The organism is Allokutzneria sp. NRRL B-24872, from assembly GCF_002155965.1.
Taxonomy (GTDB): Bacteria; Actinomycetota; Actinomycetes; order Mycobacteriales; family Pseudonocardiaceae; genus Allokutzneria.
This window is the reverse complement of sequence record NZ_MUMH01000008.1, coordinates 1-25,053: the sequence shown is the minus strand read 5'-3', so window position 1 is coordinate 25,053 and position 25,053 is coordinate 1. Positions and strand designations below refer to the sequence as shown.

Sequence of the window (25,053 nt, the reverse complement as noted above, 5' to 3'; positions counted from 1 at the left end):
GTGCACAGGCACTACAACGGGCTGAGGACCGCGCTGCTGCTCGGCGGGCTCAGCGCGCTGATCCTGCTGGTCGGCGCGCTCTTCGGCGGCGGATGGCTGGTGCTCGCGCTCGTCGTGGCGCTCGGCGTGAACGCCTACGCCTACTTCAGCTCCGACAAGCTCGCGCTGCGCGCCATGCACGCCCGCCCGGTGTCCCAGGCCGAGCAGCCCGCGATGTACCGCATCGTCCGCGAGCTGGCCACGTCCGCGCGCCAGCCCATGCCCCGGCTCTACCTCAGCCCGACCGAGGCGCCCAACGCCTTCGCCACCGGCCGCAACCCCAGGCACGCCGCGGTGTGCTGCACCACTGGAATCCTGGAGCTGCTGGACGAGCGCGAGCTGCGCGCGGTGCTGGGCCACGAACTGGCCCACGTCTACAACCGCGACATCCTGATCTCCTGCGTCGCGGGAGCGCTGGCCAGCGTCGTGACCTTCCTCGCCAACATCGCGCTGTTCGCCGGCCTCTTCGGCGGCGGGGACGAGGAGGACCGGCCCAACCCGATCGCGCTGCTGCTGATCGCGGTGCTCGGGCCGATCGCGGCGAGCATCGTGCAGCTCGCGGTCAGCCGGTCCAGGGAGTACCAGGCCGACGAGACCGGCGCGCACCTCACCGGCGACCCGCTCGCGCTCGCCTCGGCGCTGCGCAAGCTGGAGATCGGCACGCAGCTCGCCCCGCTCGCGCCGGAGCCGCGGCTGGTCTCCCAGTCGCACCTGATGATCGCCAACCCGTTCCGGCCGGGCGACGGCATGTCCAGGCTGTTCTCCACCCACCCGCCGATCGCCGACCGGGTGCGCAGGCTGGAGGAGATGGCGGGCAGGCAGCAGCCCCCCGGCTGGTGACCCAGGCGTTGTGGTTCAGCCGGAAGCGCCCGCCGCCCGCGCGACCTCCATCACGTACTCGCCGTAGCCGGACTTCGCCAGCTTCTCGCCGAGCGCGAAGCACTGCTGGGCGTCGATGAAGCCCATCCGCAGCGCGATCTCCTCAAGACACGCGATGCGCACGCCCTGCCGCGTCTCCAGGACCTGGACGAACTGCCCCGCCTGCAGCAGCGAGTCGTGCGTGCCCGTGTCCAGCCACGCGAAACCGCGGCTCAGATCGACCAGGCGCGCGTTGCCCTGCCGGACGTAGGTCTGGTTGACGTCGGTGATCTCCAGCTCGCCGCGCTTGGACGGCTTGAGCCCCTTGGCGATCTCCACGACCTGGTTGTCGTAGAAGTACAGCCCGGTGATCGCCTTGTTGGACTTCGGGACCTCCGGCTTCTCCTCGATCGAGACGAGCCTGCCCTCGGCGTCCACCTCGCCGACGCCGTAGCGCTGCGGGTCCTTGACCCGGTAGCCGAACAGCACGCAGCCGTCCAGGTCGGCGACCAGCTGCTGGAGCTGGGAGGAGAAGCCCTGGCCGTAGAAGATGTTGTCGCCGAGCACCAGCGCGACCGGGTCCTCGCCAACGAAGTCCGCGCCGATCACGAACGCCTCGGCCAGCCCGTTCGGCGCCGCCTGCTCCGCGTAGCGCAGGTCCAGCCCGAACTGCGAGCCGTCCCCGAGCAGCCGCTGGAACATCGGCAGATCGGTCGGGGTGGAGATGATCAGGATCTCCCGGATGCCCGCCAGCATCAGCGTGGACAGCGGGTAGTAGATCATCGGCTTGTCGTAGACCGGGAGCAGCTGCTTGGACACCGCCTGCGTGATCGGGTGCAGGCGGGTGCCGCTGCCCCCGGCCAGGACGATCCCCTTCATCACCGGTAGTTGGTGAACTGAAGGGCGATGCCGAAGTCCTTGTCCTTGAGCAGGGCGATGACCTCCTGCAGGTGGTCCCGCTTCTTGCCGCTGACCCGCAGCTGCTCGCCCTGGATCTGCGCCTGAACGCCCTTGGGGCCCTCGTCGCGGATGGTCTTGGCGATCTTCTTCGCCTTGTCCGCCTCGATGCCCTGGATGATCTTTCCGGTGACCTTGAAGATCTTCCCGGAGATCGCGGGCTCACCGACCTCGAACGCCTTCAGCGAGATGCCGCGCTTGATCAGCTTCTCCTTGAACACGTCGATCGCGGCGAGGCAGCGCTCCTCGGTCTCGGACTGGATGGCGATGGCCTCCTCGCCGGCCCAGGTGATCTCCGAGCCGGTGCCCCGGAAGTCGAACCGGGTGGACAGCTCCTTGGCCGCCTGGTTCAGCGCGTTGTCCACCTCCTGGTGCTCGACCTTGCTCACCACGTCGAACGAGGGGTCTGCCACGTCGAAGTCCTTCCAGCTCAGAGGGTTGTGCGCGCCCGTCCGAACACGCACCCGCGCCCCAAGACGCTACCGGGTGGCCCCCCTCCCGATCGCCCGGCGCCCACTATGTAAGCTCTCTCCTGCGAGCGGGGCGGGTTGCCCGAGCGGCCAATGGGAGCGGACTGTAAATCCGTCGCGAAAGCTTCAGAGGTTCGAATCCTCTACCCGCCACTCGCAGCACAGAGCCCCCGTGACCAGCCAAGACCGGTCGCGGGGGCTCTGTCGTGCTGCCAGGAAGTCGCGCTGCCCGGTCGGTCAGCCGATGTACCTCTCCTCAAAACCCCAGGTGCGGCGCTCGTCGTCCCAGTTGCACCACGCGGTGCTGTACTCACGGTTGTTCTTCCACGCGCCCGCGTTCTTGTAGTTCTCGTTGCCGCACCTGACGTAGATCCGGTACTGCCACGTCCTGGGGACACCCGTGCAGGACCCTGCCGCGCCGTTCGGCGATTTCGGGTTTCCGCCGCAGTCCAGCACGGACCGCTGCGCACCGACGGCCGTCGCGCTGCCGACGCCGACGAAACCGCCGACGAGAACGGACATCGCCCCCAATGAAACAATCGCTCGCGTTAGCCTGGACATGAATCTCCTTGTTTGCCGATGGAATTCTCGGGCGAATAACAAGCAGAAGTTCGACCAGGTGAAGGCCCAGGTCAAGCGTATTCAACAAAGGAAACCCCCGTCACCGACTGTCGCGGTCACGGGGGCTTGTCGTGCGCGGACTAGAAGCGGAAGACGGGGCCCATTGCCGCGTTGACGGTGCACGGGTTGCCGAAGTGCCGGTTGAACTCCACCGGGGCGCCCCGCCAGGTGCCCATGGCCTTCGCGTCCACCGGGTTGTACTCCATGGTGCAGCTCTTGTCCTTCGCGCCGGGCAGGTTGGCGAAATTGCCCTGTGCCTGCTGCAGGTCCGCGCAGGCGGCCGGGCCGTTGGGGTGGGTGCCGCCGTGCGGCTGGCAGGTCAGCGTCGTCCTGCGGACCTGGTCGCCGTGCACGAGCATCAGCTCCAGGGTGCTGTCCTGCCCCTCCGATGCCGAAGCGGGCGCCGACAGAACGGTGGCCGCCGCGACGGCCGCCACGGTGGCGGTGAACAACGCGCGAGCGGTTCTCATGACTCCTCCTGGGACCTCCGGAGCGAGATGTCCGGTTGGTCCCGGTGTACCTCCGCCGCGCGCGCCCGGCCGGGCGGACCGGTGGGTAACACCCGCGCCGGTGACCGCCACGTGCTGTGGCCGAGATCATCCCGTGATCACTCTGTGTCGGGGGAGTAGGCAACTCGACCGGGTAACCGTTACCCCTGCGGGGGTATAGTTGCAGGTGAAAGGGGCCCTGATGGTTGATGAGGGTCCCTTTCCGCGTCCATGTTCACCCGGCGGCTTTCCCCTGTTGGGGTGAAGTCGACCTCCGGACGCTCTGGTCAAGACGCCCCCGGTCGGTCACGATCGGCAGGCACCGTGGGTTGCCCGTTTGCGGCAACGCGTTGAGGAGGGTGGATGTCCGATCGTCGCCGCCCGTTGGACCCGGAGTCCTCCCCGGACGCGCCGCGACCACTGGGGCTCTCCGGCGATCCGGCGGCGCGTGGGCGGACCTTCGCCCGCTTCTCCTGGCTCGTCCTGCTCGTCGGCGTCCTCGCGACGGCGGGAGTCGGCAGCTGGCTGCGCGCGGACTTCGGCCCCGAGCTGCTCTGGATCGGCCCGCTGCTGGTGCTCGGGTTCCTGCTCGCCGAGCAGCTGACCATCGACGTCGACGTCCGCACCGTCGGCTGGACCATCTCCTTCACCGAGATCCCCCTCGTGCTCGGCCTGCTCACCGCGCCGTTCGAGGTCGTGCTCGGAGCCCACCTGCTCGCCGGTCTCGGCGCCCAGCTCAGCCGCAGGGGCGGCGACCACGTCGTCTACAACGCCGGCGTGATGTGCCTGGAGATCGCGGTCCCGTTCAGCATCGCCCACCTGGTCTCCACGGCCGTGACCAGCGGCCCGAACTGGCTCGGCGCGGTCGCGGGCACCGTGGCCTCGCCCATGGTCAGCGTGGCCTTCGCGCTCGCCGCGGTGCACGTCCTCGGCGGCGAGCTGCGCATCGGCGGCGCGGTGCGGCTCGGCCTGCGCACCCTGGTCGTCGGCCTGCTCAACACCTCCGTCGGGCTCGTCGGCTACGAGGTCAGCACGCGCGGTCCCTGGGGCTGGGTGCTCCTGGTGCTCGTCTCGGTCGCGCTCGTCCTGCTCTACCGCGCCTACTCCGGCCTCCTGCGCGAGCAGCGCGACCTCGAAGCCCTCAGCGACGTCAGCCTCACCGTCGCGCGCTCCGGCCAGCAGGCCGCGAGCAGACCGACCGGCGAGCCGGACGAGATCCACGCGGACAGCGCCAACGAGGAGTGGCAGCAGATCGCCGAGCGCATCCGCGAGCAGCTCAACGCCGCGCGCGTGGTGCTCCACCTGCGACCGGACGCACCCGCCGGAGTCCGCTCGCTCGTCGCGGGGGAGCCGTTGCCGGAGGACGCCCCGAAGGACGACTCCCTCGGCCTGCGTGACGACCCGATGCTCCAGCTGCCCGGCGCGCACGTCCGCTACTTCCGCACGGTCGACGCCCCGGAGGACGTCCGCGAGGCGCTGGCCCGCCGCGGCGCGCACGAAGCGCTCGTCGTCCCCCTGCGCGGCGCCAACCAGCTCCTCGGCGCGGTGGAGGCGCACGACCGGCTCAGCCGCTGGCGCGGCTTCGGCCGGGCGGACGTGCGACTGCTCAGGACGCTCGCGAGCCACCTCGCCACCGCGATGGACAACCGCCGTCTGCTGGCCAGACTCCGCCACGACGCCTACCACGACCCGCTGACCGGGCTGCTCAACCGGCCCGGCTTCCGCGAGGCGGCCGCCGAACGGCTGCGGACCCACCCGAACTCCGTGGTGCTGCGCATCGACCTCGACGTGCTCTCCACGGTCAGCGACGCGCTCGGGCACGCGTGGGGCGACCGCATGGTCGTCGCCGCGGGCAGGCGGCTGCGCGAGGCGTTCGGGCCCGACGTCCCGCTCGCCCGGCTCGAAGGCGGGGCGTTCGCGGCCCTGCTGATCGATTGCGACGCCGACGAGGCGCACCGGCTCTCCGCCAAGCTCCGCGCCCAGGTCGCCGCGCCCTACCCGGTGGACCGGCTGACCGTTGAGGCCAGCGCCGTGGTCGGCTACGTGCTGACCACCGAGGAGGACGGCGAGCCCGAACTCGACGTCGACACCCTCATCCAGCGCGCGGATGTCGCCGTGCGCCTGGCCAAGGCGGGCGACGACTCGGTCCGCGCGTACGCGCCCGCGATGGGCCAGATGTTCAAGCGCCGCTTCGAACTCGTCACCCAGTTCCGGCACGCGCTGGACAGCGGCCAGGTCTCCGTGCACTACCAGCCCAAGGTCGCGCTGCCGAGCCGCGAGGTCGTCGGCGTCGAGGCCCTGGTCCGCTGGCGGCACCCGGAGTACGGCCCGCTGGACCCCGACGAGTTCGTGCCCGCGGTCGAGGCCACCGGCCTCGTCGACGCGCTCACCGGCTTCGTCATGGAGTGCTCGCTGGTCCGCGTGCGGCAGTGGCTGGACAGGGGACTGCGGCTCTCCGCCGCGGTGAACCTGTCCGTGCGCAACCTCGCCGACGAGACCTTCCCCGACCGCGTCGCGGACGCGCTGCGCCGCCACGACGTGCCGCCGAGGCTGCTCACCTTCGAGCTCACCGAGTCCGGCGTGATGGCCGACCCGGAGCGCTCGCTCCCGGTGCTGCGCAGGCTGCACGCGCTCGGTGTCGTGCTCGCCGTCGACGACTTCGGCACCGGCTACTCCTCGCTCGCCTACCTCCGCCAGCTCCCGGTGGACGAGGTGAAGATCGACAAGAGCTTCGTGCTCGGCATGGGCACCGACCTCGGCGACATGGCCGTGGTGCGCTCCATCGTCGAACTGGGGCACTCGCTCGGCCTCACCGTGGTCGCCGAGGGCGTCGAGGACGACGCGGCGCGGGAGCAGCTCGTGGGCATGGGCTGCGACATCGCCCAGGGCTACCTGATCTCCCGACCGCTGGCCGAGGACCGCTTCGAGGCCTGGTTGCGGGCTCGCACCATCCGCGCCAGGGGCCGTCACGACGAGATGGTGCTCACTCTGGTGCGCTGAGGGACCCCCCGATTTTGTTGCTGCGCCGGGGTTGTGTAAGGTTCATCTTGCTTCACCGAGAACAGCTCGCCCCAATAGCTCAGTCGGTAGAGTGTCTCCATGGTAAGGAGAAGGTCAACGGTTCGATTCCGTTTTGGGGCTCGATGAGGATAGCCGCGATGCTCAGTTCAGCTGGCAGCGCGGCTTACTCACGTAATAAGTACGGCGCGAGTCGTGCGAAGCGGTGTAGCTCAGGTGGTAGAGCAAGCGGCTCATAATCGCTGTGTCGCCGGTTCAAGTCCGGCCACCGCTACTCAGGTGGTTGAGCCTTGTTCGCGGAAATCGCGGACCTGGCCTGATTCGCCATCACACTGGGGGCCCAGCCCCCAGACCCCGCCAGGGGGCCTGCCCCCTGGACCCCCGGCTCGGGTGGTCGCCAACTGCGGACGGTCACGTTTGTCGGGTTGAGTTGTTGAGGACCACCCTGCTGCTTGTGGGGATGTACTGATGGAGAGAGAGGCGCGCCGTGGCCGCGACTGACGTTCGCCCCAAGATCACGTTGGCGTGCGAGGAGTGCAAGCACCGCAACTACATCACCCGCAAGAACCGGCGGAACGACCCCGACCGCCTCGAGGTCAAGAAGTTCTGCCCCAACTGCGGGACGCACCGGGCTCACAAGGAGACCCGCTGACCCGTCGACCGCGTCACTGCGGTCTGCCTCACAGCCTTGGCCAACTGCCCCGCCGGAGTGCGGGGCAGTTGTCGTTCACCGGGTAATCTGCACCTCCGTGGCGCTAAACAAGTCTTTCGTCGGTCGTTCGTACCGGCTGCCGTGGATCTACGAGGTCGGCAGGCAGAACATCATCGAGTTCGCCTACGCCGTCAGCGACGTGAACCCCGTGTACCGGGACCCCGAGGCCGCCAAGGCGATCGGGCACCCCGACTCCGTCGCCTCGCCGACGTTCCTGAGCGTGCTGGCGACCCGGTCGCACCACGTCGTGACCGATGACCCCGACCTGGGACTGGACTACAGCCGGATGGTGCACGGCGCCCAGCGCTTCACCCTGCACCGGCCGGTGCGACCGGGGGACCGGCTCACCACCACCGCCCACGTCGACGACCTCACCAGCCGCGCGGGCAACGACTACCTGATCCTGCGGTCGGAGTTCGCGACCGAGGAGGGCGAGAAGGTGGGCACCGTCATCGCCACCCTGATCGTCCGCGGCGACGGCATCGGCCTCGGTGAAGGGAAGGACGCATGAGCACCACGACCGGACTCCGCCCCGCGTCGGGGGTCACCAAGGGCGACCAGCTGCCCCCGCTGACCCTGAAGGTCACCCGCAGGGACCTGATCAGGTACTCGGGCATCTCCAGCGACTGCAACTTCATCCACCACAGCGACAAGCGCGCCAAGGAGGCCGGGCTGCCCGGCGTCATCGCGCACGGCCTGCTCACCATGGGCATGGTCGCCAGGATCGTCACCGACTGGGTCGGCGACCCGGCCGCGGTCATCGACTACCAGGCCCGCTTCGGCCGCCCGGTCGTCGTCCCCGACGACGAGGCGGGCACCACCATCGACGTCACCGCCAAGGTCGGCCTGGTCAACGACGACGGCACCGCGCGGGTGGACGTCTACGCCAAGTGCGAGGGGCAGCTGATCTTCGGCCGCTGCTACGCCATCGTGCGCCTGGCCTGATCCGGCCGCACACACGCGAAAGGCCGTTCCGGCTCCACAGGGGGAGCGGAACGGCCTTTCTGCGTTCTGCGCTGGTTCCCGCGGTGCTAGCGGGCCTCGCGGAGCAGCTCCGCCATCCGCGTCACACCGGTCACCAGGTCCTCGTCGCCGAGGGCGTAGGACAGGCGGAAGTAGCCGGGCGTGCCGAAGGCCTCACCGGGCACCACGGCGACCTCGGCGTGCTCCAGCACGAGCGCGGCCAGCTCGACGCTGGTGTTCGCGCGCACACCCCGGATCTCCTTGCCCAGCAAGCCCTTCACCGAGGGGTACACGTAGAACGCGCCCTCCGGGGTGGGGCAGTTCACACCCGGGATCTCCGAGAGCATCTTCACGATGGTCTGCCTGCGCCGGTCGAAGGCCGAGCGCATGTCCGCGACCGCCTCCAGCGAACCGGAGACCGCCGCGAGCGCCGCGCGCTGCGCCACGTTGCAGACGTTGGAGGTCAGGTGCGACTGGTAGTTCGACGCGGCCTTGATCACGTCGTTCGGCCCGATCAGCCAGCCGACCCGCCAGCCGGTCATCGCGTAGGTCTTGGCGACGCCGTTCACCACGATGCAGGTGTCGGCCAGCTCGGGCACCACGACCGGCATGGACACGGCCTCGGCGCCGTCGTAGGTCAGGTGCTCGTAGATCTCGTCGGTGATGACCCAGATCCCGTGCTCCACCGCCCAGCGGCCGATCGCCTCGACCTGCTCGCGCGGGTAGACCGCGCCGGTCGGGTTCGACGGCGAGCAGAACAGCAGCACCTTCGTCTTCGGCGTGCGCGCCGCCTCCAGCTGCTCGACGGTCACCAGGTAGCCGGTGGTCTCGTCGGACTGGACCTCCACCGGGACACCGCCGGCGAGGCCGATCGCCTCCGGGTAGGTGGTCCAGTACGGAGCGGGTAGCAGCACCTCGTCGCCCGGGTCGACGATCGTTGCGAAGGCCTGGTAGACGGCCTGCTTGCCACCGTTGGTGATCAGCACCTGGCCGGGCTTGACCTGGTAGCCGGTGTCGCGTGCGGTCTTGGCCGCGACGGCCTCGCGCAGTTCGGGAAGACCGGCGGCCGGGGTGTAGCGGTGGTTGCGCGCCTCGGCGCAGGCGGCGGCCGCGGCCTCGACGATCGGGGCGGGCGTGGGGAAGTCGGGCTCACCGGCGCCGAAGCCGATCACGGGGCGGCCTGCGGCCTTGAGCGCCTTGGCCTTGGCGTCCACGGCGAGGGTGGCCGACTCGGCGATCCCGCCCACTCGGGCGGACACGCGGCGTCGGGCGGCGGGGGAGACGGAGTCGCTGGTGACGGTAGGTGCGTCGGAGGCAGCCATGGGGGAATCGTGGCACGCGGCGGTCAGCGCTTTTCACGCCGCCCACCCCGTGGGCGGGCAACCGGTTGGAGTCCGGGGGCGGGTGTGCCCTAGACTCGACGTTCGGAAGCGTTGCTGGCACCTGCTCGCGAGTCAGGCGACACGGTGCAGTACGCTTCCCGAACGTGATCGCGGTGTGCCAAGGCGATCACGAAGGGGCGTAGCTCAATTGGCAGAGCAGCGGTCTCCAAAACCGCAGGTTGCAGGTTCAAGTCCTGTCGCCCCTGCGTCGACGCAGTCGGTCAGCAAAGCGAGGAGTTCGCGTGAGTGAGCGCAGCGAGCAGGAACGGTCGGAAGGGTCTGACGACACCTCCCGTCCGGTTACCGCTGCGGCGCGGCGTGAGCGCCGCGGCTCCGCGCGTCCGGCCTCGCGCCGTGCGGCCAAGCGGTCCGAGGGTGCCTCCGCGAGCGGGGACGTCAAGGGCAAGCCGACGCCCTCCCGCGACCGCCAGGAGCAGCAGAAGAAGGGCAACCCCTTCAAGCGCTTCGGCCGGTTCCTCCGCGAGGTCGTCGCAGAACTCCGCAAGGTCATCTGGCCGACGCGCAAGCAGCTGGTGACCTACACCGCCGTGGTGCTGGTCTTCGTCGCCTTCATGGTGGGGCTGGTCGCGGGCCTGGACGTCGCCTTCGCGCAGGGCGTCCTCTGGCTGTTCGGCTAGGACCGGGTCTCACCGGTCGCCGGACGCGCGGCGCGCTCGGGTGGCGCACCGCGGGGACTGCGGGGAACCTGCACAGGGAACCCAGTGCGGGCGAGGCGTGTACAGACCATGTCGTCGCCCCGGCCCGGATTCCGGGCCGGCCGGTCGGACCCCTTCGGTCGGACCCGCGACGTACGAGAGGAAGCGAGACCGACTGTGACCTCCACCGACGGCGGCCAGGAGCTGGCCGACCTGTCCGACGAGCAGGTGCACGCCGCCGCGACCAGCGACGGTGACTCCGAGCACGTCGAACCGGTTGGCGAGGACTCCGCAGGCGACCCCGTCGGCGACGTGGACACCGCGGACACCGACGAGTCTGAGGAGTCGGCGGAGGACGTCGACGAGCCCGTCGAGGACCCCGTCGCCGAGCTGCGCGAGGCCCTGCGCCACGCGCCCGGTGACTGGTACGTCGTGCACTCCTACGCCGGCTACGAGAACAAGGTCAAGGCGAACCTCGAGACCCGGATCGGGACCCTCGACATGGAGGACTTCATCTTCCAGGTCGAGGTGCCGACCGAGGAGGTCACCGAGATCAAGAACGGCCAGCGCAAGCAGGTGCAGCGCAAGGTGCTGCCCGGCTACATCCTGGTCCGGATGGAGCTCAACGACGCCTCGTGGAGCGCGGTGCGCAACACCCCCGGCGTCACCGGCTTCGTCGGCGCGACCTCCAAGCCCTCGCCGCTGACCCTGGACGAGGTCTTCAAGTTCCTCGCCCCGCAGGTGGAGAAGGACAAGGCCGCCGCGGAGCCCGGCAAGAAGGCCGCCGCCAGCGTCGCCAAGCCCACCATCGAGGTGGACTTCGAGGTCGGCGAGTCCGTCACCGTCATGGACGGCCCGTTCGCCACGCTGCCCGCCACCATCAGCGAGGTCAGCCCGGACGCGCAGAAGCTCAAGGTGCTGGTGTCGATCTTCGGCCGGGAGACCCCGGTCGAGCTCTCCTTCACCCAGGTCTCCAAGATCTGACCGGCTCGGCCGGTCGTTCCACAGAAGAAAGCGTGGGAGAGCCAGCGCGGCTCGTACCACTACTGATCCAGAACCGAGGACAGAACATGAAGCGCAGCAAGGCTTACCGCGAGGCGTCCACCAAGATCGACAAGGACAAGCTGTACTCGCCGCTGCAGGCGGTCGGCTTGGCCAAGGACACCGCCTCCACCAAGATGGACGCCACCGTCGAGGTCGCCATGCGCCTGGGTGTCGACCCGCGCAAGGCCGACCAGATGGTCCGCGGCACCGTGAACCTGCCGCACGGCACCGGCAAGACCGCCCGCGTCATCGTCTTCGCCGTCGGTGACAAGGCCGCCGAGGCCGAGGCCGCCGGTGCCGACGCCGTGGGCTCGGACGAGCTGATCGCCCGCATCCAGGGCGGCTGGCTGGACTTCGACGCTGCCATCGCCACCCCGGACCAGATGGCCAAGGTCGGTCGCATCGCCCGCGTGCTCGGCCCGCGCGGCCTCATGCCGAACCCCAAGACCGGCACCGTCACCCCCGACGTGACCAAGGCCGTCAACGAGATCAAGGGCGGAAAGATCAACTTCCGCGTCGACAAGCAGGCCAACCTGCACCTGGTGATCGGCAAGTCCTCCTTCGACACCGAGAAGCTGGTGGAGAACTACGCCGCCGCCCTCGACGAGATCCTGCGGGCCAAGCCGTCCGCCGCGAAGGGCCGCTACATCAAGAAGGTCACCTTCAGCACCACCACGGGCCCCGGCATCCCGGTCGACCCGAACCGCACCCGCGCGCTGCTGACGGACGAGGCCTCCGCCTGACACCCGCGCACTGACGCCGAAAAGGCGGTCGCCCCACGGGGACGACCGCCTTTTCGCTGTTTCGGCCCTGAAGAGCGCTAGCAGGACGTCTTGTAAGACATGATCAACCAACCGGCGTTCATCTGCTTCTGGAGTTCCAGTCGGCCGAGCTGTGGCCCCGGATCACCTGCGGGTGCGCTGTTCATCGGGGGTTCCCAGGAGAGTTGGCACGCATCCAGGCTGGCGGAGATCCCGGTCTCCTTGGTCTTCACTTGATTCTCGATGACCTTCGGATAGCGCAACGGATCGGTGACCTTCCCTGCGAGCAGGCGCACCGCCGACGTGCAATCGGGAGCGTTGTTGGCCGATGCGAACTCGGCACGGGCAACGGGGGAGAGCAGACCGCACGCGCCTCCTGGTGCCTCGGGATGGCCGTTGCCCGGGTCGTTCTTGCCGATGTAGGCGAGCAGCGCCCGCAGCGCTCGTACCGGTGTCGGAGGCAAACCACTGACCCGCAGGAACGCCGAATCCTGGGCGCGCTGCTCCGCCCGCACCTGTTCGTCGCCGATGCGCCACCAGATCGCGCCGACGGCTCCCACGACCACGAGGACCACGCCGATGATCAGCAGCTCGAACCTCGGCAGCCTCGGTACCCCGAGGGCCAGTACGAGCAGGCCGAGAAGGATGGCCCAGCTCCAGCCGGTCGTGATGTTCACCAGCCACACGGCGGCGACGGCCAGGGTCGCGATGCCCGACCAACCCGGGAGCAGTTGATCCAGTCGCAGGATGCGGACGAGGAAGCCGAATGCGAGTGCGCCCGCAAGAGGCCACCACGACCACTCGGTGAACGGCCAGAGCACCAGCGACGTGATCGCGAGGCTCAACCCGATCAGTCGGCGCTGGGTGAACCATGCGAGGACTGGTTTGCCGCTGGGACCCTTCGGCGGGCTCGGGTTCTCCCGTGACGGGGGAAGCTGGTTCGGTTGCGACACGGTCACCTCCTGTTGCCGTCCATCGTGCCGGTAGCGGGTGCGGGGCCGGTAGCCGACGGGGCACTAGACCCCGATTTGGGTGCGTGCGGGGGCTTGACGTAGGCTGGCTGTCGTTCCACCGAAGACCGCTGGTTATCTCCCCCGCTCCCGGGCGGGTGAGGACTAAGGCCCGGGAGGGCGCCCGCGCAGGAGGACGAGGCGACTTTTTGGCACGTTCGCGCGTGCTGGATCTCCTAGCCCCGTGCCCTTGCGCCGGGGCTTCTTTCGTTTCTCCCAGCCTGAATCCGGCGTGGACCCCCCGGTCCGCGCTCTTCGCTGTGGATTGAGACGAAGAAGCAGAGAGGAGGCGACCATGGCAAAGCCTGGAAAGGTTGAGGCCGTCGCCGAGATCGCGGACAGGTTCCGTGGCAGCTCGGCTGCGGTCGTCACCGAGTACCGAGGGCTTTCCATGGCGCAGCTCACCGAGCTGCGGCGCGCCCTCGGCGACGGCGTGGCGTACACCGTCGCGAAGAACACCCTCGTCAAGCGCGCCGCCTCGGAGGCGGGCTTCGAGGGCCTGGACGACCTGCTCGTCGGCCCCACCGCGATCGCCTTTGTCAAGGGTGAGCCGGTGGACGCCGCGAAGGCGATCCGGACCTTCGCGAAGGAGCACAAGGCCCTTGTCATCAAGGGCGGCTACATGGATGGCCGTCCCTTGTCCGTCGACGAGGTCAACCAGATCGCGGACCTCGACTCCCGTGAGGTCCTGCTCGCCAAGCTGGCGGGCGCGATGAAGGGCAACCTCACCAAGGCCGCCGGGCTGTTCGCCGCCCCGGCCTCGCAGGTGGCCCGCCTGGCAGCCGCACTGCAGGACAAGCGCGCCGCCGCCGGCGACGCCGCTCCTGCGGACGAGAGCTGACCAACCCCCACATTCCGCGCCCGCGCGTAGCAACACCAACGGCGCACGTAAGGAAAGGAAACCGCCACCATGGCGAAGCTCAGCACCGACGAGCTGTTGGACGTTTTCGGTGAGATGACCCTGCTCGAGCTCTCCGAGTTCGTGAAGGCGTTCGAGGACAAGTTCGAGGTCACCGCCGCCGCGCCGGTCGCGATCGCCGCTGCCCCGGGTGCCGCTGCCGGCGCCGAGGCCGCCGAGGAGCAGACCGAGTTCAACGTCATCCTCGACTCCGCGGGTGACAAGAAGATCCAGGTCATCAAGGTCGTCCGCGAGGTCGTCACCGGCCTGGGCCTCAAGGAGGCCAAGGAGCTCGTCGAGGGCGCGCCGAAGCCCATCCTCGAGGGCGTCAACAAGGAGGCCGCCGAGGCCGCCAAGGAGAAGCTGGTCGCCGCCGGCGCCGCCGTCTCCATCAAGTGATCATGGCGGCCTAGCGCCGCTGGTGAGAACTGCCGCAGTGGGGCAGGTCCTGTTCGCAGGACCTGCCCCACTGTCGTTCCCGGCCCGTTATCCAGCCGTGACCACCAGTCGAACTCGGCAGTAACTTCCGGCGGACAGTCTCGTTGACCGGATGTGACGCCGATCGCCGCGGCGTCTGCTTTCATGTTTCCCCTCACCCCGGGGAAGCGGTGACGAGCAGGAGGTGCGATGGGCGTCGAGGTGGTCGTCGAGGGCTTGTCCAAGTCCTTCGGGAAACAGACCATCTGGCAGGACGTCACGCTGAACCTCCCGCCAGGGGAGATCAGCGTTCTGCTGGGGCCGTCGGGCACCGGGAAGTCGGTGTTCCTGAAGTCCTTGGTCGGCCTGCTGCGCCCGGAGCGCGGCAAGGTCGTGATCAACGGCGTCGACATCTGCCGCTGCTCCGAGCACAAGCTCTACGAGACCCGCAAGCTCTTCGGCGTGCTGTTCCAGGACGGCGCGCTGTTCGGGTCGATGAGCCTCTTCGACAACATCGCCTTCCCGCTGCGCGAGCACACCCGCAAGACCGAGGCCGAAGTCCGGCGGATCGTGCTGGAGAAGATGGAGATGGTCGGCCTCATCGGGGCCGAGAAGAAGCTGCCGGGCGAGATCTCCGGCGGCATGCGCAAGCGCGCCGGCCTGGCCCGCGCCCTGGTGCTCGACCCGGAGATCATCCTGTTCGACGAGCCGGACTCCGGCCTGGACCCGGTCCGCGTCGCCTACCTCAACCAGCTGATCGTCGACCTGAACGCGCAGATCGACGCCACCTTCCTGATCGTCACCCACGACATCGGCACCGCGCGCACGGTCCCGGACAACATCGGCATGCTGTTCCGCCGCGAACTGGTCATGTTCGGCCCGCGCGAGGTGCTGCTGACCTCGACCGAGCCCGTCGTGGAGCAGTTCCTCAACGGCCGCAGGCAGGGCCCGATCGGGATGAGCGAGGAGAAGGACGCGGCACAGGCCGCCGCCGAGCTCGCGGAGCTGCGGGCCAACGGCGGGATGGACGTGCTCGGCGGGCCGAAGGGCGGTGGGGGAACGGGCATCGTGCCGCAGATCCAGCCCTCGCCGGGCCTGCCCGTGCGGCTCGCGGCGGAGCGCAGGAAACAGCGGGTGATGAGCATCCTGCACACGCTGCCGCCCATCGCGCGTGAGGCGATCATCGACAGCCTCTCCGACGAGGAGCGCGCGCGGTACGGCTTCTACGCGGCGACGGCGCCAGCACAGCAGCACCCGGACCAGACTCAGCCGATCCCGCTGCCGACTTCGTTCGACTCGCGGCCGACCCCGTACCCGCGCAACGCTCCTCAGGACATCGGCTGGGATCGGGGTGAGCGGACATGACCCAGGCGGGCCCGTCCTTCCCCGGAGCCGGAGCGCTGCGGGAGACCGGCCGGATGTTCGCATTGGGCCTGGACACCACCAGGGCCGTGTTCAAGCGGCCGTTCCAGGTGCGCGAGTTCATCCAGCAGTGCTGGTTCATCGCCAGCGTCACGATCCTGCCGACCGCGCTGGTGGCCATCCCGTTCGGCGCGGTGATCGCGCTCCAGCTCGGGTCGCTGACCAGGCAGCTCGGCGCGCAGTCGTTCACCGGCGCGGCGAGCGTGCTCGCGGTGATCCAGCAGGCCAGCCCGATCGTCACCGCGCTGCTCATCGCGGGCGCGGGCGGCTCGGCGATCTGCGCGGACCTGGGCTCGCGCAAGATCCGCGACGAGATCGACGCCATGGAGGTGCTGGGCGTCTCGCCGATCCAGCGCCTGGTCGTGCCGAGAGTGCTCGCCGCGATGCTGGTCGCGTTGCTGCTCAACGGCATGGTCAGCGTGGTGGGCGTGCTCGGCGGCTACTTCTTCAACGTGATCCTGCAAGACGGGACACCGGGCGCGTACTTGGCCAGCTTCTCCGCCTTGGCGCAGCTGCCGGACCTGTGGATCAGCGAGATCAAGGCGGTGATCTTCGGCTTCATCGCGGGCATCGTCGCGGCCTATCGCGGGCTGAACCCGAAGGGCGGTCCCAAGGGCGTCGGCGACGCGGTGAACCAGGCCGTGGTGATCACGTTCCTGCTGCTGTTCTTCGTGAACTTCGTGCTGACGACGCTGTACCTCCAGCTCGTCCCGGCGAAGGGGATGTGACGTGAGCATCTCCGACCGTGCGAAGAGGGTGGCGAACCGGCCACTGGCCATGCTGGACCAGCTCGGCGACCAGATGTGGTTCTACCTGCGAGCGCTGGCGTGGGTGCCGAGGGCGCTGCGCCGCTACACCAGGGAGACGTTGCGGCTGCTGGCCGAGGTGAGCTTCGGCAGCGGGGCGCTCGCGGTCATCGGCGGCACCATCGGCGTGATGATCGGGCTGACCCTGTTCACCGGCACCGTGGTCGGGCTCCAGGGCTACGCGGCGCTGAACCAGATCGGCACCTCGGCCTTCGCCGGGTTCATCTCGGCGTACTTCAACACCCGCGAGATCGCTCCGCTGGTCGCGGGCCTGGCGCTGTCGGCGACGGTCGGCTCCGGGTTCACCGCGCAGCTCGGCGCGATGCGGATCTCCGAGGAGATCGACGCCCTGGAGGTCATGGGCATCCCGAGCCTGCCCTACCTGGTCACCACGCGGATCATCTCCGGCTTCGTCGCGGTGATCCCGCTGTACGTGATCGGCCTGCTCACCTCGTACGTGGCCGCGCGCACGGTCACGGTGAACTTCTACGGGCAGTCGGCGGGCACCTACGACCACTACTTCAACCTCTTCCTGCCACCGGAAGACGTGCTGTGGTCGTTCCTGAAGGTCCTGGTCTTCAGCGTGGTGATCATCATGACCCACTGCTACTACGGCTACCGCGCCTCCGGCGGCCCGGCGGGCGTGGGCGTCGCGGTCGGCAGGGCCGTGCGCACGGCGATCGTCACCACGGCGTTGCTGGACTTCTTCCTCAGCCTGGCGATCTGGGGCACCACGACGACGGTGAGGATCGTCGGATGAGGGGCTCACTGTCGAAGGTCCGCCAGCGGCTGCTCGGAGTGGCCCTGCTGGCGATCATCGCGCTGTTCCTGACGCTGACCGTCGCGATCTACCGCAACGCGTTCAGCTCGGACGTGGTCGTGTCGCTGCGCACCGACCGCGCGGGGAACCAGCTGCTCACCGAGTCCGATGTGAAGGTGCACGGGGTCCTCGTCGGCGAGGTCAGGCGGATCAGCAGCCGGGGCGACGGCGCCGAGCTGGAGCTGGCCCTGCACCGCGACAAGATCGACATCATCCCGCGCGGGGTCACGGCGCGCCTGCTGCCCAAGACGCTCTTCGGCGAGCGCTACGTCGCGCTGGTGCCACCGGATCGGGCCGGCGGTGCGCACCTCGCGGCCGGGGACGTGATCGCGCAGGACACGTCGAGCTCGGCGATGGAGCTGGAGCGCGTGCTGTCCAACCTCATGCCCGTGCTCCAGGCCGTGCAGCCGCAGAAGCTCGCGAGCACGCTCGGATCGCTCGCGACTGCCTTGCAGGGCAGGGGAAAGCCGCTCGGCGAATCCCTTGTGGAGCTCAACGACCTCGTGCGGCAGCTGAACCCCGCACTGCCGGATCTCAAGGCGGACATCAGCAAGCTCGCCGACGTCAGCGCGGTCTACGACAAGGCCGCGCCCGACCTGCTCCAAACGCTCGCGGACCTCACCGTCACGAGCAAGACCGTGGTGGAGCAGCGCGAGAACCTTCAGACGCTGTACAGCACGGTCGACGGGGCGACGGCGGACCTCGGCGGCTTCCTCTCCGCCAACCGCAACAACATCATCGGCGTCGCGAAGTCGAGCAGGCCGCTGTTGGAGCTGCTGGGCAAGTACGCGCCGGAATACCCCTGCCTGCTCAAGAGCCTCGCCGAGCTGCAACCGAGGCTGAGCAAGGCCTTCGGGCAGGGCACCAACGAGCCCGGCCTGCACATCACCCTGGAGATCACCGCCAACCGCGGGAAGTACGTGCCGAACCAGGACGAGCCGGAGTACGCCGACAAGCGCGGACCGCGTTGCTACGACATCCAACCCAGGCCGGAGCCGTTCCCGCAGTACCCGCCGGAGGGGCCGGTGAAGGACGGGTCGAAGCCGCCCACGCCGCCGCGCAACGCCAGTGACGGGCTGCTGCCCACCGGCGAGATCGACGAGAACGGCAACGTCATCCCGGCCTCCGCGAGCGCGGCGGCGCGCGGACAGGAGCTGGGGCTGGCGAACTCCCCGGCTGAGCAGCGCTACATCTCCGCGCTGCTGGCCCCGTCCATGGGGCGCTCGCCGCAGCAGGTGCCGGGGTGGGGCAGCATCCTGCTCGGACCGATGTTCAGAGGGGCGGAGGTGACGCTGAAGTGAGGGGACTCGCCGGACCGCTGACGAAGCTGATCATCTTCGCCACCGTCACCGTGCTCGCGACCGCGTTGCTGGCCATCACGATCGCCAACGTGGACCTGCGCGGAGCCACTGAGTACAGCGCCAGGTTCACCGACGTCACCTCGGTCAACGAGGGCGATGACGTGCGCGTCGCGGGGGTCAGGGTCGGCGAGGTGCGCGAGGTCAGCGTCGTCGACCGCAGGCTCGCCGAGGTGCGCTTCACCGTCACCACGGGCAAGAAACTGCCCGAGTCGGTCACCGCGACCATCAAGTACCGCAACCTGGTCGGCCAGCGCTACATCGCGTTGGACCGCGGCGTGGGCGGCACGGGGGAGCTTGCCGAGGGGGCGACGATCCCGGTGGAGCGCACGCGTCCCGCGCTCGACCTGACCACGTTGTTCAACGGCTTCAAGCCGCTGTTCCAGGCGCTCAACCCGGCCGATGTGAACAAGTTGTCCTACGAGATCGTCCAAGTGCTCCAGGGCGAAGGTGGCACGGTGCAGAGCCTGCTGGCGCACACCGCCTCGCTGACGTCCACGATCGCCAGCAAGGACAAGGTGATCGGCGATGTCATCGGCAACCTCAACACCGTGCTCGGCACCGTGAACCAGCGTGACACGCAGCTCTCCGGACTCGTGATCTCCTTGCAGCAGTTGGTTTCCGGGCTCGCGAAGGACCGCGAACCGATCGGCGCGGCGGTGAGCGCGCTCGCCGACCTCACCGGCACCACGGCCGGGCTGCTGACCGACGTGCGTGCTCCGCTGCGCACCGACATCGCCGAGCTGGGCAAGGTGGCCAAGAACCTGGCCGACAGCAACGACGTCGTCGAGGGCGTGCTCCAGCGCATGCCGAACAAGCTGGAGACGATCTCCCGCACCGCGACCTACGGCTCGTGGTTCAACTTCTTCCTGTGCGGGGCCTCCGGTGAGGTCGCGTTGCCCGTTGTCGGCAAGCTCGCCGTGCCGGTCCTGCCGCCGACGCAGCCGAGGTGCCGCCCGTGAAGCCCTTCCGCGAGCGCAACCCCGTCACCGTCGGCGCCTCCGGGCTGCTGGTGATCCTGCTCGGCCTGCTGGCCGCGTTCTTCGCCGAGGACCTGCCGATCATCGGCGGCGGCACCTCCTACCGCGCGCACTTCTCCGAGGCCGGGGGACTGCGCGACGGCGACGAGGTGCGCGTGGCCGGGGTGAAGGTCGGCAAGGTCACCGGTGTCGAGCTGGAGGGCGACCACGTGCTGGTGTCCTTCCGCGTCAGCGACACCTGGGTGGGCGACCGCACCTCCGCCGCGATCAAGATCAAGACCTTGCTGGGGCAGAAGTTCCTCTCGCTGGACCCGCAGGGCGAGCAGGAACTGCGGCCGAGCCAGGCGATCCCGCGCGAGCGCACCATCGCCCCCTACGACGTCACCGAGGCGTTCACCGGGCTGGCCAGCACGCTCACCGAGATCGACACCGAGCAGCTGGCGAAGAGCTTCCGCGTCGTCTCCGACACCTTCCGCGACACCCCCGGTGAGGTCAGGGGCGCGCTCGACGGGCTGTCCGCGCTGTCGCGCACGATCTCCACGCGGGACCAGCAGCTGGCCACGTTGCTGCGCAACACCAACAAGATCAGCAAGACCGTCTCCGACCGCAACGCGGAGTTCGAGAAGCTGCTCGGCGACGGCAACAAGCTGCTCGAGGAGATCCGCAAGCGGCGTGACGCCATCAAGAACCTGCTGACCGGGACGCAGAAGCTCGCGGCAGAGCTGAAGGGCCTGGTGGCGGACAACAAGGCGCAGTTGCGGCCCGCGCTGGAGCAGCTGGAGCGCGTCACGACGATGCTCGACCGCAACCAGGAGAGCCTGGGCAAGAGCATCCAGCTGATGGCGCCGTTCGTCCGCGTCTTCGCCAACACCCTCGGCAACGGCCGCTGGTTCGACACCTACATCTGCGGCCTGCTCCCGCCGTCGATCGGCCCGATCAACCCGGAGGGGTGCCGCCCATGAGCACTTCCGCCGCCAAGTTGAGCGACAACCTCGCCCGCCTCATCGCGTTCCTGTGCGTCGTCGCGCTGGTCGTCACTGCGGGCATCTGGTTTGTTTTCCTTCGTGCGCCGGGGAAACGCGTCACCGCGTACTTCTCGGCAGGCGTCGGGATCTACGCGGGCGGCGACGTCCGGGTGCTCGGTGTCCGCGTCGGCGAGATCGTGAAGGTCGAGCCGCAGGGCCGGGTGGTGAAGGTCGACTTCCTCGTGGACGACGACGTGGACGTCCCGGCGGCCGCGCAGGCTCTCGTGGTCAACCCGGCCGTCGTCAGCGACCGTTACGTCCAGCTCGCGCCCGCGTACACCGGCGGCGACAAGCTGGGCGACGGCGCGGTGATCCCGCGCGAGCGCACCGCGACGCCGGTCGAACTCGACGAGGTCTACGCGAGCCTGGACAAGCTCACGACGGCCCTGGGCCCCAAGGGCGCCAACGCGAACGGGGCGCTGTCGGACCTGCTGGACACCGCGGCCAAGAACCTCGACGGCAACGGGAAGAAGCTCGGCGACACCATCAGAAACCTCGGCGCCGCAACGGAAACGCTCTCCGGCTCGCGCGAGGACCTGTTCGGCACCGTCGACGGGCTGCAGAAGTTCACCTCGATGCTGTCCGAGAACGACGGCCAGGTGCGGCGGTTCACCGATCAGCTCGCCGACGTCAGCAAGCTCCTCGCGGAGGAACGGCAGAACCTGGGCGCGTCGCTGCGCGAGCTGGCGTCGGCGCTCACCGCCGTCGACGGGTTCATCAAGGACAACAGGGACAAGCTCAAGTCCAATGTGGACAAACTGAGCGGTATCACCAAGGTCCTCGTCGACCAGCGCGCCGCGCTCGCCGAAGTGCTCGACGTCGGGCCGCTCGCGCTCGGCAACCTCCAGAACTCCTACAACGGCTCGTCCGGAACGCTGGACGTGCGGGCACACCTCAACGAGCTGACCGAGCCGCCGATCGTGATGATCTGCAAGCTGGTCCGGCAGACCACGCCCAAGCAGCTCCCGCAGCTGCTCGCCGACACCTGCGACAAGCTCGCCCCGGTGGTCAACGGCGTCGCGAAGCTGCCGAGCATCGCCGAGGTCATCCAAGCCCTCCAGCAGGGCCGCGCACCCTCGCTGCCGGTGCCGCTGCTCTCCCCGTCCGCGGGCGGCAGCGGCGGTGGCACGCCGGCGACGCCCGCCCAGCCGCCTGCGGGAGGTGGCCGGTGAAGCGCAGGATCGCCCTCGTCGCCGTCGCGCTGCTGTGCCTCAGCGGCTGTGGTTTCGGCGGGCTCTACAACGTTCCGCTGCCCGGCGGGGCGGACCTCGGTGACCGTCCGTACCAGGTCAAAGTGCAGTTCCGGGACGTGCTCGACCTGGTCCCGCAAGCGTCGGTGAAGGTCAACGACGTCCCGGTCGGCCGGGTCGAGGGCGTGGAGCTGGCCCCGGACGGCTGGACCGCGCTGGTCACGGTGTCGGTCAACGGCGATGTCGTGCTCCCGGCCAACGCCGACGCTCGCCTGCGCCAGTCGAGCCTGCTGGGGGAGAAGTTCGTCGAGCTGGCCGCGCCGCCGAAGGGCCGCGAGACCGGCAGGCTCGCCAACGGTGCGCAGATCCCGATCGAGCGCACCAACCGCAACCCCGAGGTCGAAGAGGTCTTCGGCGCGCTGTCGATGCTGCTCAACGGCGGCGGTGTGGCCAAGCTCCAGGACATCACCAAGGAGCTCAACGCCGCGATGACCGGCAACGAGCCGCAGCTGCGTTCCTTGCTGGGCAACGTGAACACGCTCGTGAAGGACCTCGACGGGCACCGCGGTGAGATCACCAGGGCGCTCGACGGCGTGAACCGGTTGTCCGCGACGCTCGCCGGTCAGCGCGGCAACATCGAGACCGCGCTCAAGGACCTCGCGCCGGGCGTGAAGGTCCTCTCCGAGCAGCGCGAACAGCTGGTCGGGATGCTCAAGGGGCTCGACAAGCTCTCCGGCGTCGCCACCGACGTGGTCAACCGCAGCAAGAACGACCTCGTCGCCGACCTCAAGGCGCTCACCCCGACGCTGAAGAAGCTGGCCGAGGCGGGCACCAACCTGCCGAAGTCCTTCGAGCTGCTGCTGACCTTCCCGTTCCCGGACGCGGCGGTCGCGGGCGTGAAGGGCGACTACACCAACCTCTACGCCAAGCTCGACCTCGACCTGGGCAACATCCTGGACAACCTCGGCCGGTCGCGGCAGCCGCTGATCCAGCTGCCGATCCCGGGGCTCGACGGCGGGCGCCCGGCCGACCCCAACCCGCTGCCCAGGCTCCCGCTGCAACTGCCGATCCCGTCGCAGCAGCCGCAGCCCGGAAACGGCGGCATCCTCGGCGGCCTGCTCGGTGGACTCCTCGGGGGTGGGCGCTAGATGTTGACCCGCAGGGCAAGACTCCAGCTCATCGGCTTCGTGCTGATCGCGCTGGTCGGCGTGAGCTACGCGGGCGCGCGCTACGCCGGGCTGGACCGCCTCTTCGGCCCGCGCGGCTACGTCGTGACGATGGAGCTGGCCGACGCCGGCGGCATCTTCACCAACGCCGAGGTCACCTACCGTGGTGTCGCCGTGGGCCGTGTCGGCCCGCTGCGCCTGACCGCGGACGGCGTCGAGGTGCAGCTGGACATCGACACCTCCGCCGCGCCGATCCCCACCGACGTCGAGGCCGTGGTCACCAACCGCTCGGCGGTCGGCGAGCAGTACGTGGACCTGCGCCCGAAGTCCGACCAGGGCCCGTTCCTCGCCGAGGGCGCGGTGATCCGCCGCGAGCAGGCCAAGACCCCGCTGCCCGTGCAGTCGTTGCTGGGCAACCTCGACAGCCTCGCGTCGTCGGTGCCGACCGAGTCCCTGCGCACGGTGGTCGACGAGCTCGGCACCGCCTTCGACGGGCGCGGCCCCGACCTCCAGCGCCTCATCGACACCGCGCGCTCGTTCACCAGCGACGCCGTTCGCCACCTGCCGCAGACGTTGCAGCTGCTCCGCGACGGCCGCACCGTCCTGGACACGCAGGCCGCCAAGGGATCCGCGATCACCGACTTCAGCCGCGACCTGCGCCTGATCGCCGACCAGCTCAAGACCTCCGACCCCGACCTGCGCAACCTGATCACCGCAGCCCCCGGGGCCGCGCAGCAGGCGAGCGGGCTGATCAGGGAGTCCGGCCAGAGCCTGTCGGAGACGATCGCGAACCTGCTCACCACGGCCAATGTGGCGCTGCCGCGCAAGGACGGCATCGAGCAGCTGCTGGTGACCTACCCGATGGTGGTCGGCGGCACGTTCACCGTCGTGCCCAACGACGGCACCGCGCACTTCGGGCTGGCGCTGAACTTCTTCGACCCGCCCGCCTGCGTGAAGGGCTACGAGAAGACCAAGCGTCGCACGGGAGGTGACACCGGTGCCGCTCCGCTCAACACGCAGGCGTACTGCGCGGAGGGCCCCGGCAGTCCCGTCACCGTGCGCGGCGCGCAGAACGCGCCCTACGGCGGCAAACCCGTGTCGCCGCCGCCCGCACCGGGCCCGGGCACCGGAGGCGTGCCGTCTACGCAGGTCCTCCAGCAGCCCGGCAGCCTCCTCGACCTGCTCAGACCGACCGGGCTCACCGGCCCCACCAGCCTCGGCCAGCTGTTCGGCCTGCCCGGCTGAGCACGCATCACCCGCCTACCCTGGAGCGACATGGACGACAAGCAGCCGCGACGCGTGGTGCTGTGGACCACCGCGGGCCTCGCAGCCGCGGCGGTGCTGGCAGCGGCCTGGTTCGGCGTGGGGTGGCTGAGGCTCTCCGGTGACGAGTCGGTCGAGTTCGCCGAGCAGCGCGAGCAGGTCGCCACCGTCGGCCAGCAGGCGATCGTCAACTTCAACACCCTCGACTACCGCAACTTCGACGCGATGATCGCGCGCTGGCAGGAGGCCTCCACCGGCTCGCTCCAGGAGGGCGTCGTCGCGGACAAGGACAAGGCCCGCAAGGAGCTGGAACAGCTCAAGCAGGTCACCACCGCCAAGGTGCTCGACGCGGCCGTGACCTCGCTCGACGTCCGCGCGGGCAAGGCGACCGTGATGAGCGTCGTCGAGCGCATGGTCAGCCTCGCCGACCAGCCCGCGGTGCCGCTGCGGTTCCGCTTCCTCGCCGAGCTGACGAAGACCGACACCGGCTGGAAGCTCAACGCGCTCGCCCCGATCAAGGTGCAGGCCGGAGGTGCCTCGTGACCCCGCCCCGCCGCTCCCGCCCCACGCAGACCCCGCGCACGCGGCACGTCGCTGGCAGCAGGAACCGCCCCGAGCCGAGCCCCGCGCCCGTCGTGGAACCCATGGTGGAGGAAGAGGAGACCGTCGCACCGCCGGTGATCGACTCGCCGACGAAGCCCGAGCCGCGCGCGAAGCGGCCCGCCCCGA

Annotated in this window: 26 protein-coding genes, 4 tRNA genes and 1 pseudogene; 25 read left to right on the top strand and 6 right to left on the bottom strand. The window is 69.4% G+C overall.

Annotated elements, in window-relative coordinates:
- Complete coding sequence (gene htpX, locus CCN37_RS01830; RefSeq protein ID WP_086818849.1) at positions 1 to 879, top strand: zinc metalloprotease HtpX; 879 nt, start codon at positions 1 to 3, stop codon at positions 877 to 879.
- Positions 880 to 894: 15 nt separating this feature from the next.
- Here htpX and rfbA read toward each other — a convergent pair whose 3' ends face one another.
- Both rfbA and CCN37_RS01820 read right to left on the bottom strand, forming a co-directional pair.
- The gene (gene rfbA / locus CCN37_RS01825) at positions 895 to 1,776 is read right to left on the bottom strand and encodes a glucose-1-phosphate thymidylyltransferase RfbA (RefSeq protein WP_086818858.1); all 882 of its coding nucleotides are present in this window, start codon (positions 1,774 to 1,776) and stop codon (positions 895 to 897) included.
- Positions 1,776 to 2,267: a YajQ family cyclic di-GMP-binding protein gene (locus CCN37_RS01820; protein WP_086818857.1), complete on the bottom strand. Its 492-nt coding sequence runs from the start codon at positions 2,265 to 2,267 to the stop codon at positions 1,776 to 1,778. The genes rfbA and CCN37_RS01820 overlap by 1 nt, the downstream gene beginning before the upstream one ends.
- Positions 2,268 to 2,396: 129 nt before the next feature.
- Here CCN37_RS01820 and CCN37_RS01815 point away from each other — a divergent pair.
- A tRNA-Tyr gene (locus CCN37_RS01815) sits at positions 2,397 to 2,477 on the top strand.
- Between the two features lie 84 nt (positions 2,478 to 2,561).
- Here CCN37_RS01815 and CCN37_RS01810 read toward each other — a convergent pair.
- Both CCN37_RS01810 and CCN37_RS01805 read right to left on the bottom strand, forming a co-directional pair.
- Complete coding sequence (locus CCN37_RS01810) at positions 2,562 to 2,846, bottom strand: hypothetical protein (protein WP_086818848.1); 285 nt, start codon at positions 2,844 to 2,846, stop codon at positions 2,562 to 2,564.
- A gap of 179 nt (positions 2,847 to 3,025) precedes the next feature.
- Positions 3,026 to 3,415: an SSI family serine proteinase inhibitor gene (locus tag CCN37_RS01805; RefSeq protein ID WP_086818847.1), complete on the bottom strand. Its 390-nt coding sequence runs from the start codon at positions 3,413 to 3,415 to the stop codon at positions 3,026 to 3,028.
- A 381-nt stretch (positions 3,416 to 3,796) separates the two neighbouring features.
- Between CCN37_RS01805 and CCN37_RS01800 the strand changes: the two genes are divergently transcribed.
- The 6 genes from CCN37_RS01800 (at position 3,797) to CCN37_RS01775 (ending at position 8,108) form a co-directional block, all read left to right on the top strand.
- Positions 3,797 to 6,433: a bifunctional diguanylate cyclase/phosphodiesterase gene (locus CCN37_RS01800; RefSeq protein WP_086818846.1), complete on the top strand. Its 2,637-nt coding sequence runs from the start codon at positions 3,797 to 3,799 to the stop codon at positions 6,431 to 6,433.
- A 68-nt stretch (positions 6,434 to 6,501) separates the two neighbouring features.
- A tRNA-Thr gene (locus CCN37_RS01795) sits at positions 6,502 to 6,574 on the top strand.
- A 78-nt stretch (positions 6,575 to 6,652) separates the two neighbouring features.
- A tRNA-Met gene (locus tag CCN37_RS01790) sits at positions 6,653 to 6,725 on the top strand.
- A gap of 213 nt (positions 6,726 to 6,938) precedes the next feature.
- Complete coding sequence (rpmG, locus tag CCN37_RS01785) at positions 6,939 to 7,103, top strand: 50S ribosomal protein L33 (RefSeq protein ID WP_086818845.1); 165 nt, start codon at positions 6,939 to 6,941, stop codon at positions 7,101 to 7,103.
- Between the two features lie 97 nt (positions 7,104 to 7,200).
- Positions 7,201 to 7,674, top strand: coding sequence for a MaoC family dehydratase N-terminal domain-containing protein (locus CCN37_RS01780; RefSeq protein WP_086818844.1), 474 nt, complete (start codon positions 7,201 to 7,203; stop codon positions 7,672 to 7,674).
- A complete protein-coding gene (locus tag CCN37_RS01775) occupies positions 7,671 to 8,108 on the top strand; it encodes a MaoC/PaaZ C-terminal domain-containing protein (RefSeq protein ID WP_086818843.1) in 438 nt (145 codons plus the stop codon). Before CCN37_RS01780 ends, CCN37_RS01775 begins: the two co-directional genes overlap by 4 nt.
- A gap of 86 nt (positions 8,109 to 8,194) precedes the next feature.
- On the opposite strand, the gene CCN37_RS01770 is transcribed toward CCN37_RS01775, so the two are convergent.
- Positions 8,195 to 9,448, bottom strand: coding sequence for a pyridoxal phosphate-dependent aminotransferase (locus CCN37_RS01770; protein ID WP_086818842.1), 1,254 nt, complete (start codon positions 9,446 to 9,448; stop codon positions 8,195 to 8,197).
- A 193-nt stretch (positions 9,449 to 9,641) separates the two neighbouring features.
- Between CCN37_RS01770 and CCN37_RS01765 the strand changes: the two genes are divergently transcribed.
- The 4 genes from CCN37_RS01765 to rplA all read left to right on the top strand — a co-directional run bounded on the left by CCN37_RS01765 (position 9,642) and on the right by rplA (position 11,951).
- Positions 9,642 to 9,714: transfer RNA gene (locus CCN37_RS01765), tRNA-Trp, on the top strand.
- Positions 9,715 to 9,750: 36 nt separating this feature from the next.
- Positions 9,751 to 10,146, top strand: coding sequence for a preprotein translocase subunit SecE (secE, locus tag CCN37_RS01760; protein WP_086818841.1), 396 nt, complete (start codon positions 9,751 to 9,753; stop codon positions 10,144 to 10,146).
- A gap of 195 nt (positions 10,147 to 10,341) precedes the next feature.
- Positions 10,342 to 11,148, top strand: a complete 807-nt coding sequence (gene nusG / locus CCN37_RS01755) for a transcription termination/antitermination protein NusG (protein ID WP_086818840.1) — start codon at positions 10,342 to 10,344, stop codon at positions 11,146 to 11,148.
- Between the two features lie 86 nt (positions 11,149 to 11,234).
- Positions 11,235 to 11,951, top strand: a complete 717-nt coding sequence (gene rplA, locus CCN37_RS01750; protein ID WP_086818839.1) for a 50S ribosomal protein L1 — start codon at positions 11,235 to 11,237, stop codon at positions 11,949 to 11,951.
- 77 nt (positions 11,952 to 12,028) lie between these two features.
- On the opposite strand, the gene CCN37_RS01745 is transcribed toward rplA, so the two are convergent.
- Positions 12,029 to 12,922 carry a hypothetical protein gene (locus CCN37_RS01745; protein WP_143261363.1) on the bottom strand — a complete coding sequence of 298 codons (894 nt, stop codon included), beginning with the start codon at positions 12,920 to 12,922 and terminating at the stop codon, positions 12,029 to 12,031.
- A 352-nt stretch (positions 12,923 to 13,274) separates the two neighbouring features.
- Between CCN37_RS01745 and rplJ the strand changes: the two genes are divergently transcribed.
- The 13 genes and pseudogenes from rplJ to CCN37_RS38800 all read left to right on the top strand — a co-directional run.
- Positions 13,275 to 13,820 (top strand): 50S ribosomal protein L10, encoded by a 546-nt coding sequence (rplJ, locus tag CCN37_RS01740; RefSeq protein ID WP_086818837.1) that lies wholly within the window; start codon positions 13,275 to 13,277, stop codon positions 13,818 to 13,820.
- Between the two features lie 69 nt (positions 13,821 to 13,889).
- Positions 13,890 to 14,276, top strand: a complete 387-nt coding sequence (gene rplL, locus CCN37_RS01735; protein WP_086818836.1) for a 50S ribosomal protein L7/L12 — start codon at positions 13,890 to 13,892, stop codon at positions 14,274 to 14,276.
- Between the two features lie 228 nt (positions 14,277 to 14,504).
- The gene (locus tag CCN37_RS01730; RefSeq protein ID WP_086818835.1) at positions 14,505 to 15,659 is read left to right on the top strand and encodes an ABC transporter ATP-binding protein; all 1,155 of its coding nucleotides are present in this window, start codon (positions 14,505 to 14,507) and stop codon (positions 15,657 to 15,659) included.
- Positions 15,656 to 16,444, top strand: a complete 789-nt coding sequence (locus CCN37_RS01725) for an ABC transporter permease (protein WP_086818834.1) — start codon at positions 15,656 to 15,658, stop codon at positions 16,442 to 16,444. Before CCN37_RS01730 ends, CCN37_RS01725 begins: the two co-directional genes overlap by 4 nt.
- 49 nt (positions 16,445 to 16,493) lie before the next feature.
- Positions 16,494 to 17,282, top strand: a complete 789-nt coding sequence (locus tag CCN37_RS01720) for an ABC transporter permease (protein WP_052406952.1) — start codon at positions 16,494 to 16,496, stop codon at positions 17,280 to 17,282.
- Positions 17,279 to 18,643, top strand: a complete 1,365-nt coding sequence (locus CCN37_RS01715) for an MCE family protein (RefSeq protein ID WP_086818833.1) — start codon at positions 17,279 to 17,281, stop codon at positions 18,641 to 18,643. The genes CCN37_RS01720 and CCN37_RS01715 overlap by 4 nt, the downstream gene beginning before the upstream one ends.
- Positions 18,640 to 19,662 (top strand): MCE family protein, encoded by a 1,023-nt coding sequence (locus tag CCN37_RS01710; RefSeq protein WP_086818832.1) that lies wholly within the window; start codon positions 18,640 to 18,642, stop codon positions 19,660 to 19,662. The genes CCN37_RS01715 and CCN37_RS01710 overlap by 4 nt, the downstream gene beginning before the upstream one ends.
- A complete protein-coding gene (locus CCN37_RS01705; protein ID WP_086818831.1) occupies positions 19,659 to 20,642 on the top strand; it encodes an MCE family protein in 984 nt (327 codons plus the stop codon). Before CCN37_RS01710 ends, CCN37_RS01705 begins: the two co-directional genes overlap by 4 nt.
- The gene (locus CCN37_RS01700) at positions 20,639 to 21,877 is read left to right on the top strand and encodes an MCE family protein (protein WP_086818830.1); all 1,239 of its coding nucleotides are present in this window, start codon (positions 20,639 to 20,641) and stop codon (positions 21,875 to 21,877) included. The genes CCN37_RS01705 and CCN37_RS01700 overlap by 4 nt, the downstream gene beginning before the upstream one ends.
- Positions 21,874 to 23,043 (top strand): MCE family protein, encoded by a 1,170-nt coding sequence (locus tag CCN37_RS01695; protein ID WP_086818829.1) that lies wholly within the window; start codon positions 21,874 to 21,876, stop codon positions 23,041 to 23,043. Before CCN37_RS01700 ends, CCN37_RS01695 begins: the two co-directional genes overlap by 4 nt.
- Positions 23,044 to 24,306 carry an MCE family protein gene (locus tag CCN37_RS01690; protein ID WP_086818828.1) on the top strand — a complete coding sequence of 421 codons (1,263 nt, stop codon included), beginning with the start codon at positions 23,044 to 23,046 and terminating at the stop codon, positions 24,304 to 24,306.
- A gap of 30 nt (positions 24,307 to 24,336) precedes the next feature.
- Entirely contained in the window at positions 24,337 to 24,867 is a 531-nt protein-coding gene (locus CCN37_RS01685; protein ID WP_086818827.1) for a hypothetical protein, read from the top strand.
- Positions 24,864 to 25,053 (top strand): annotated as a pseudogene (locus tag CCN37_RS38800) (hypothetical protein); the annotation flags it as partial. The gene CCN37_RS01685 and the pseudogene CCN37_RS38800, both read left to right, overlap by 4 nt.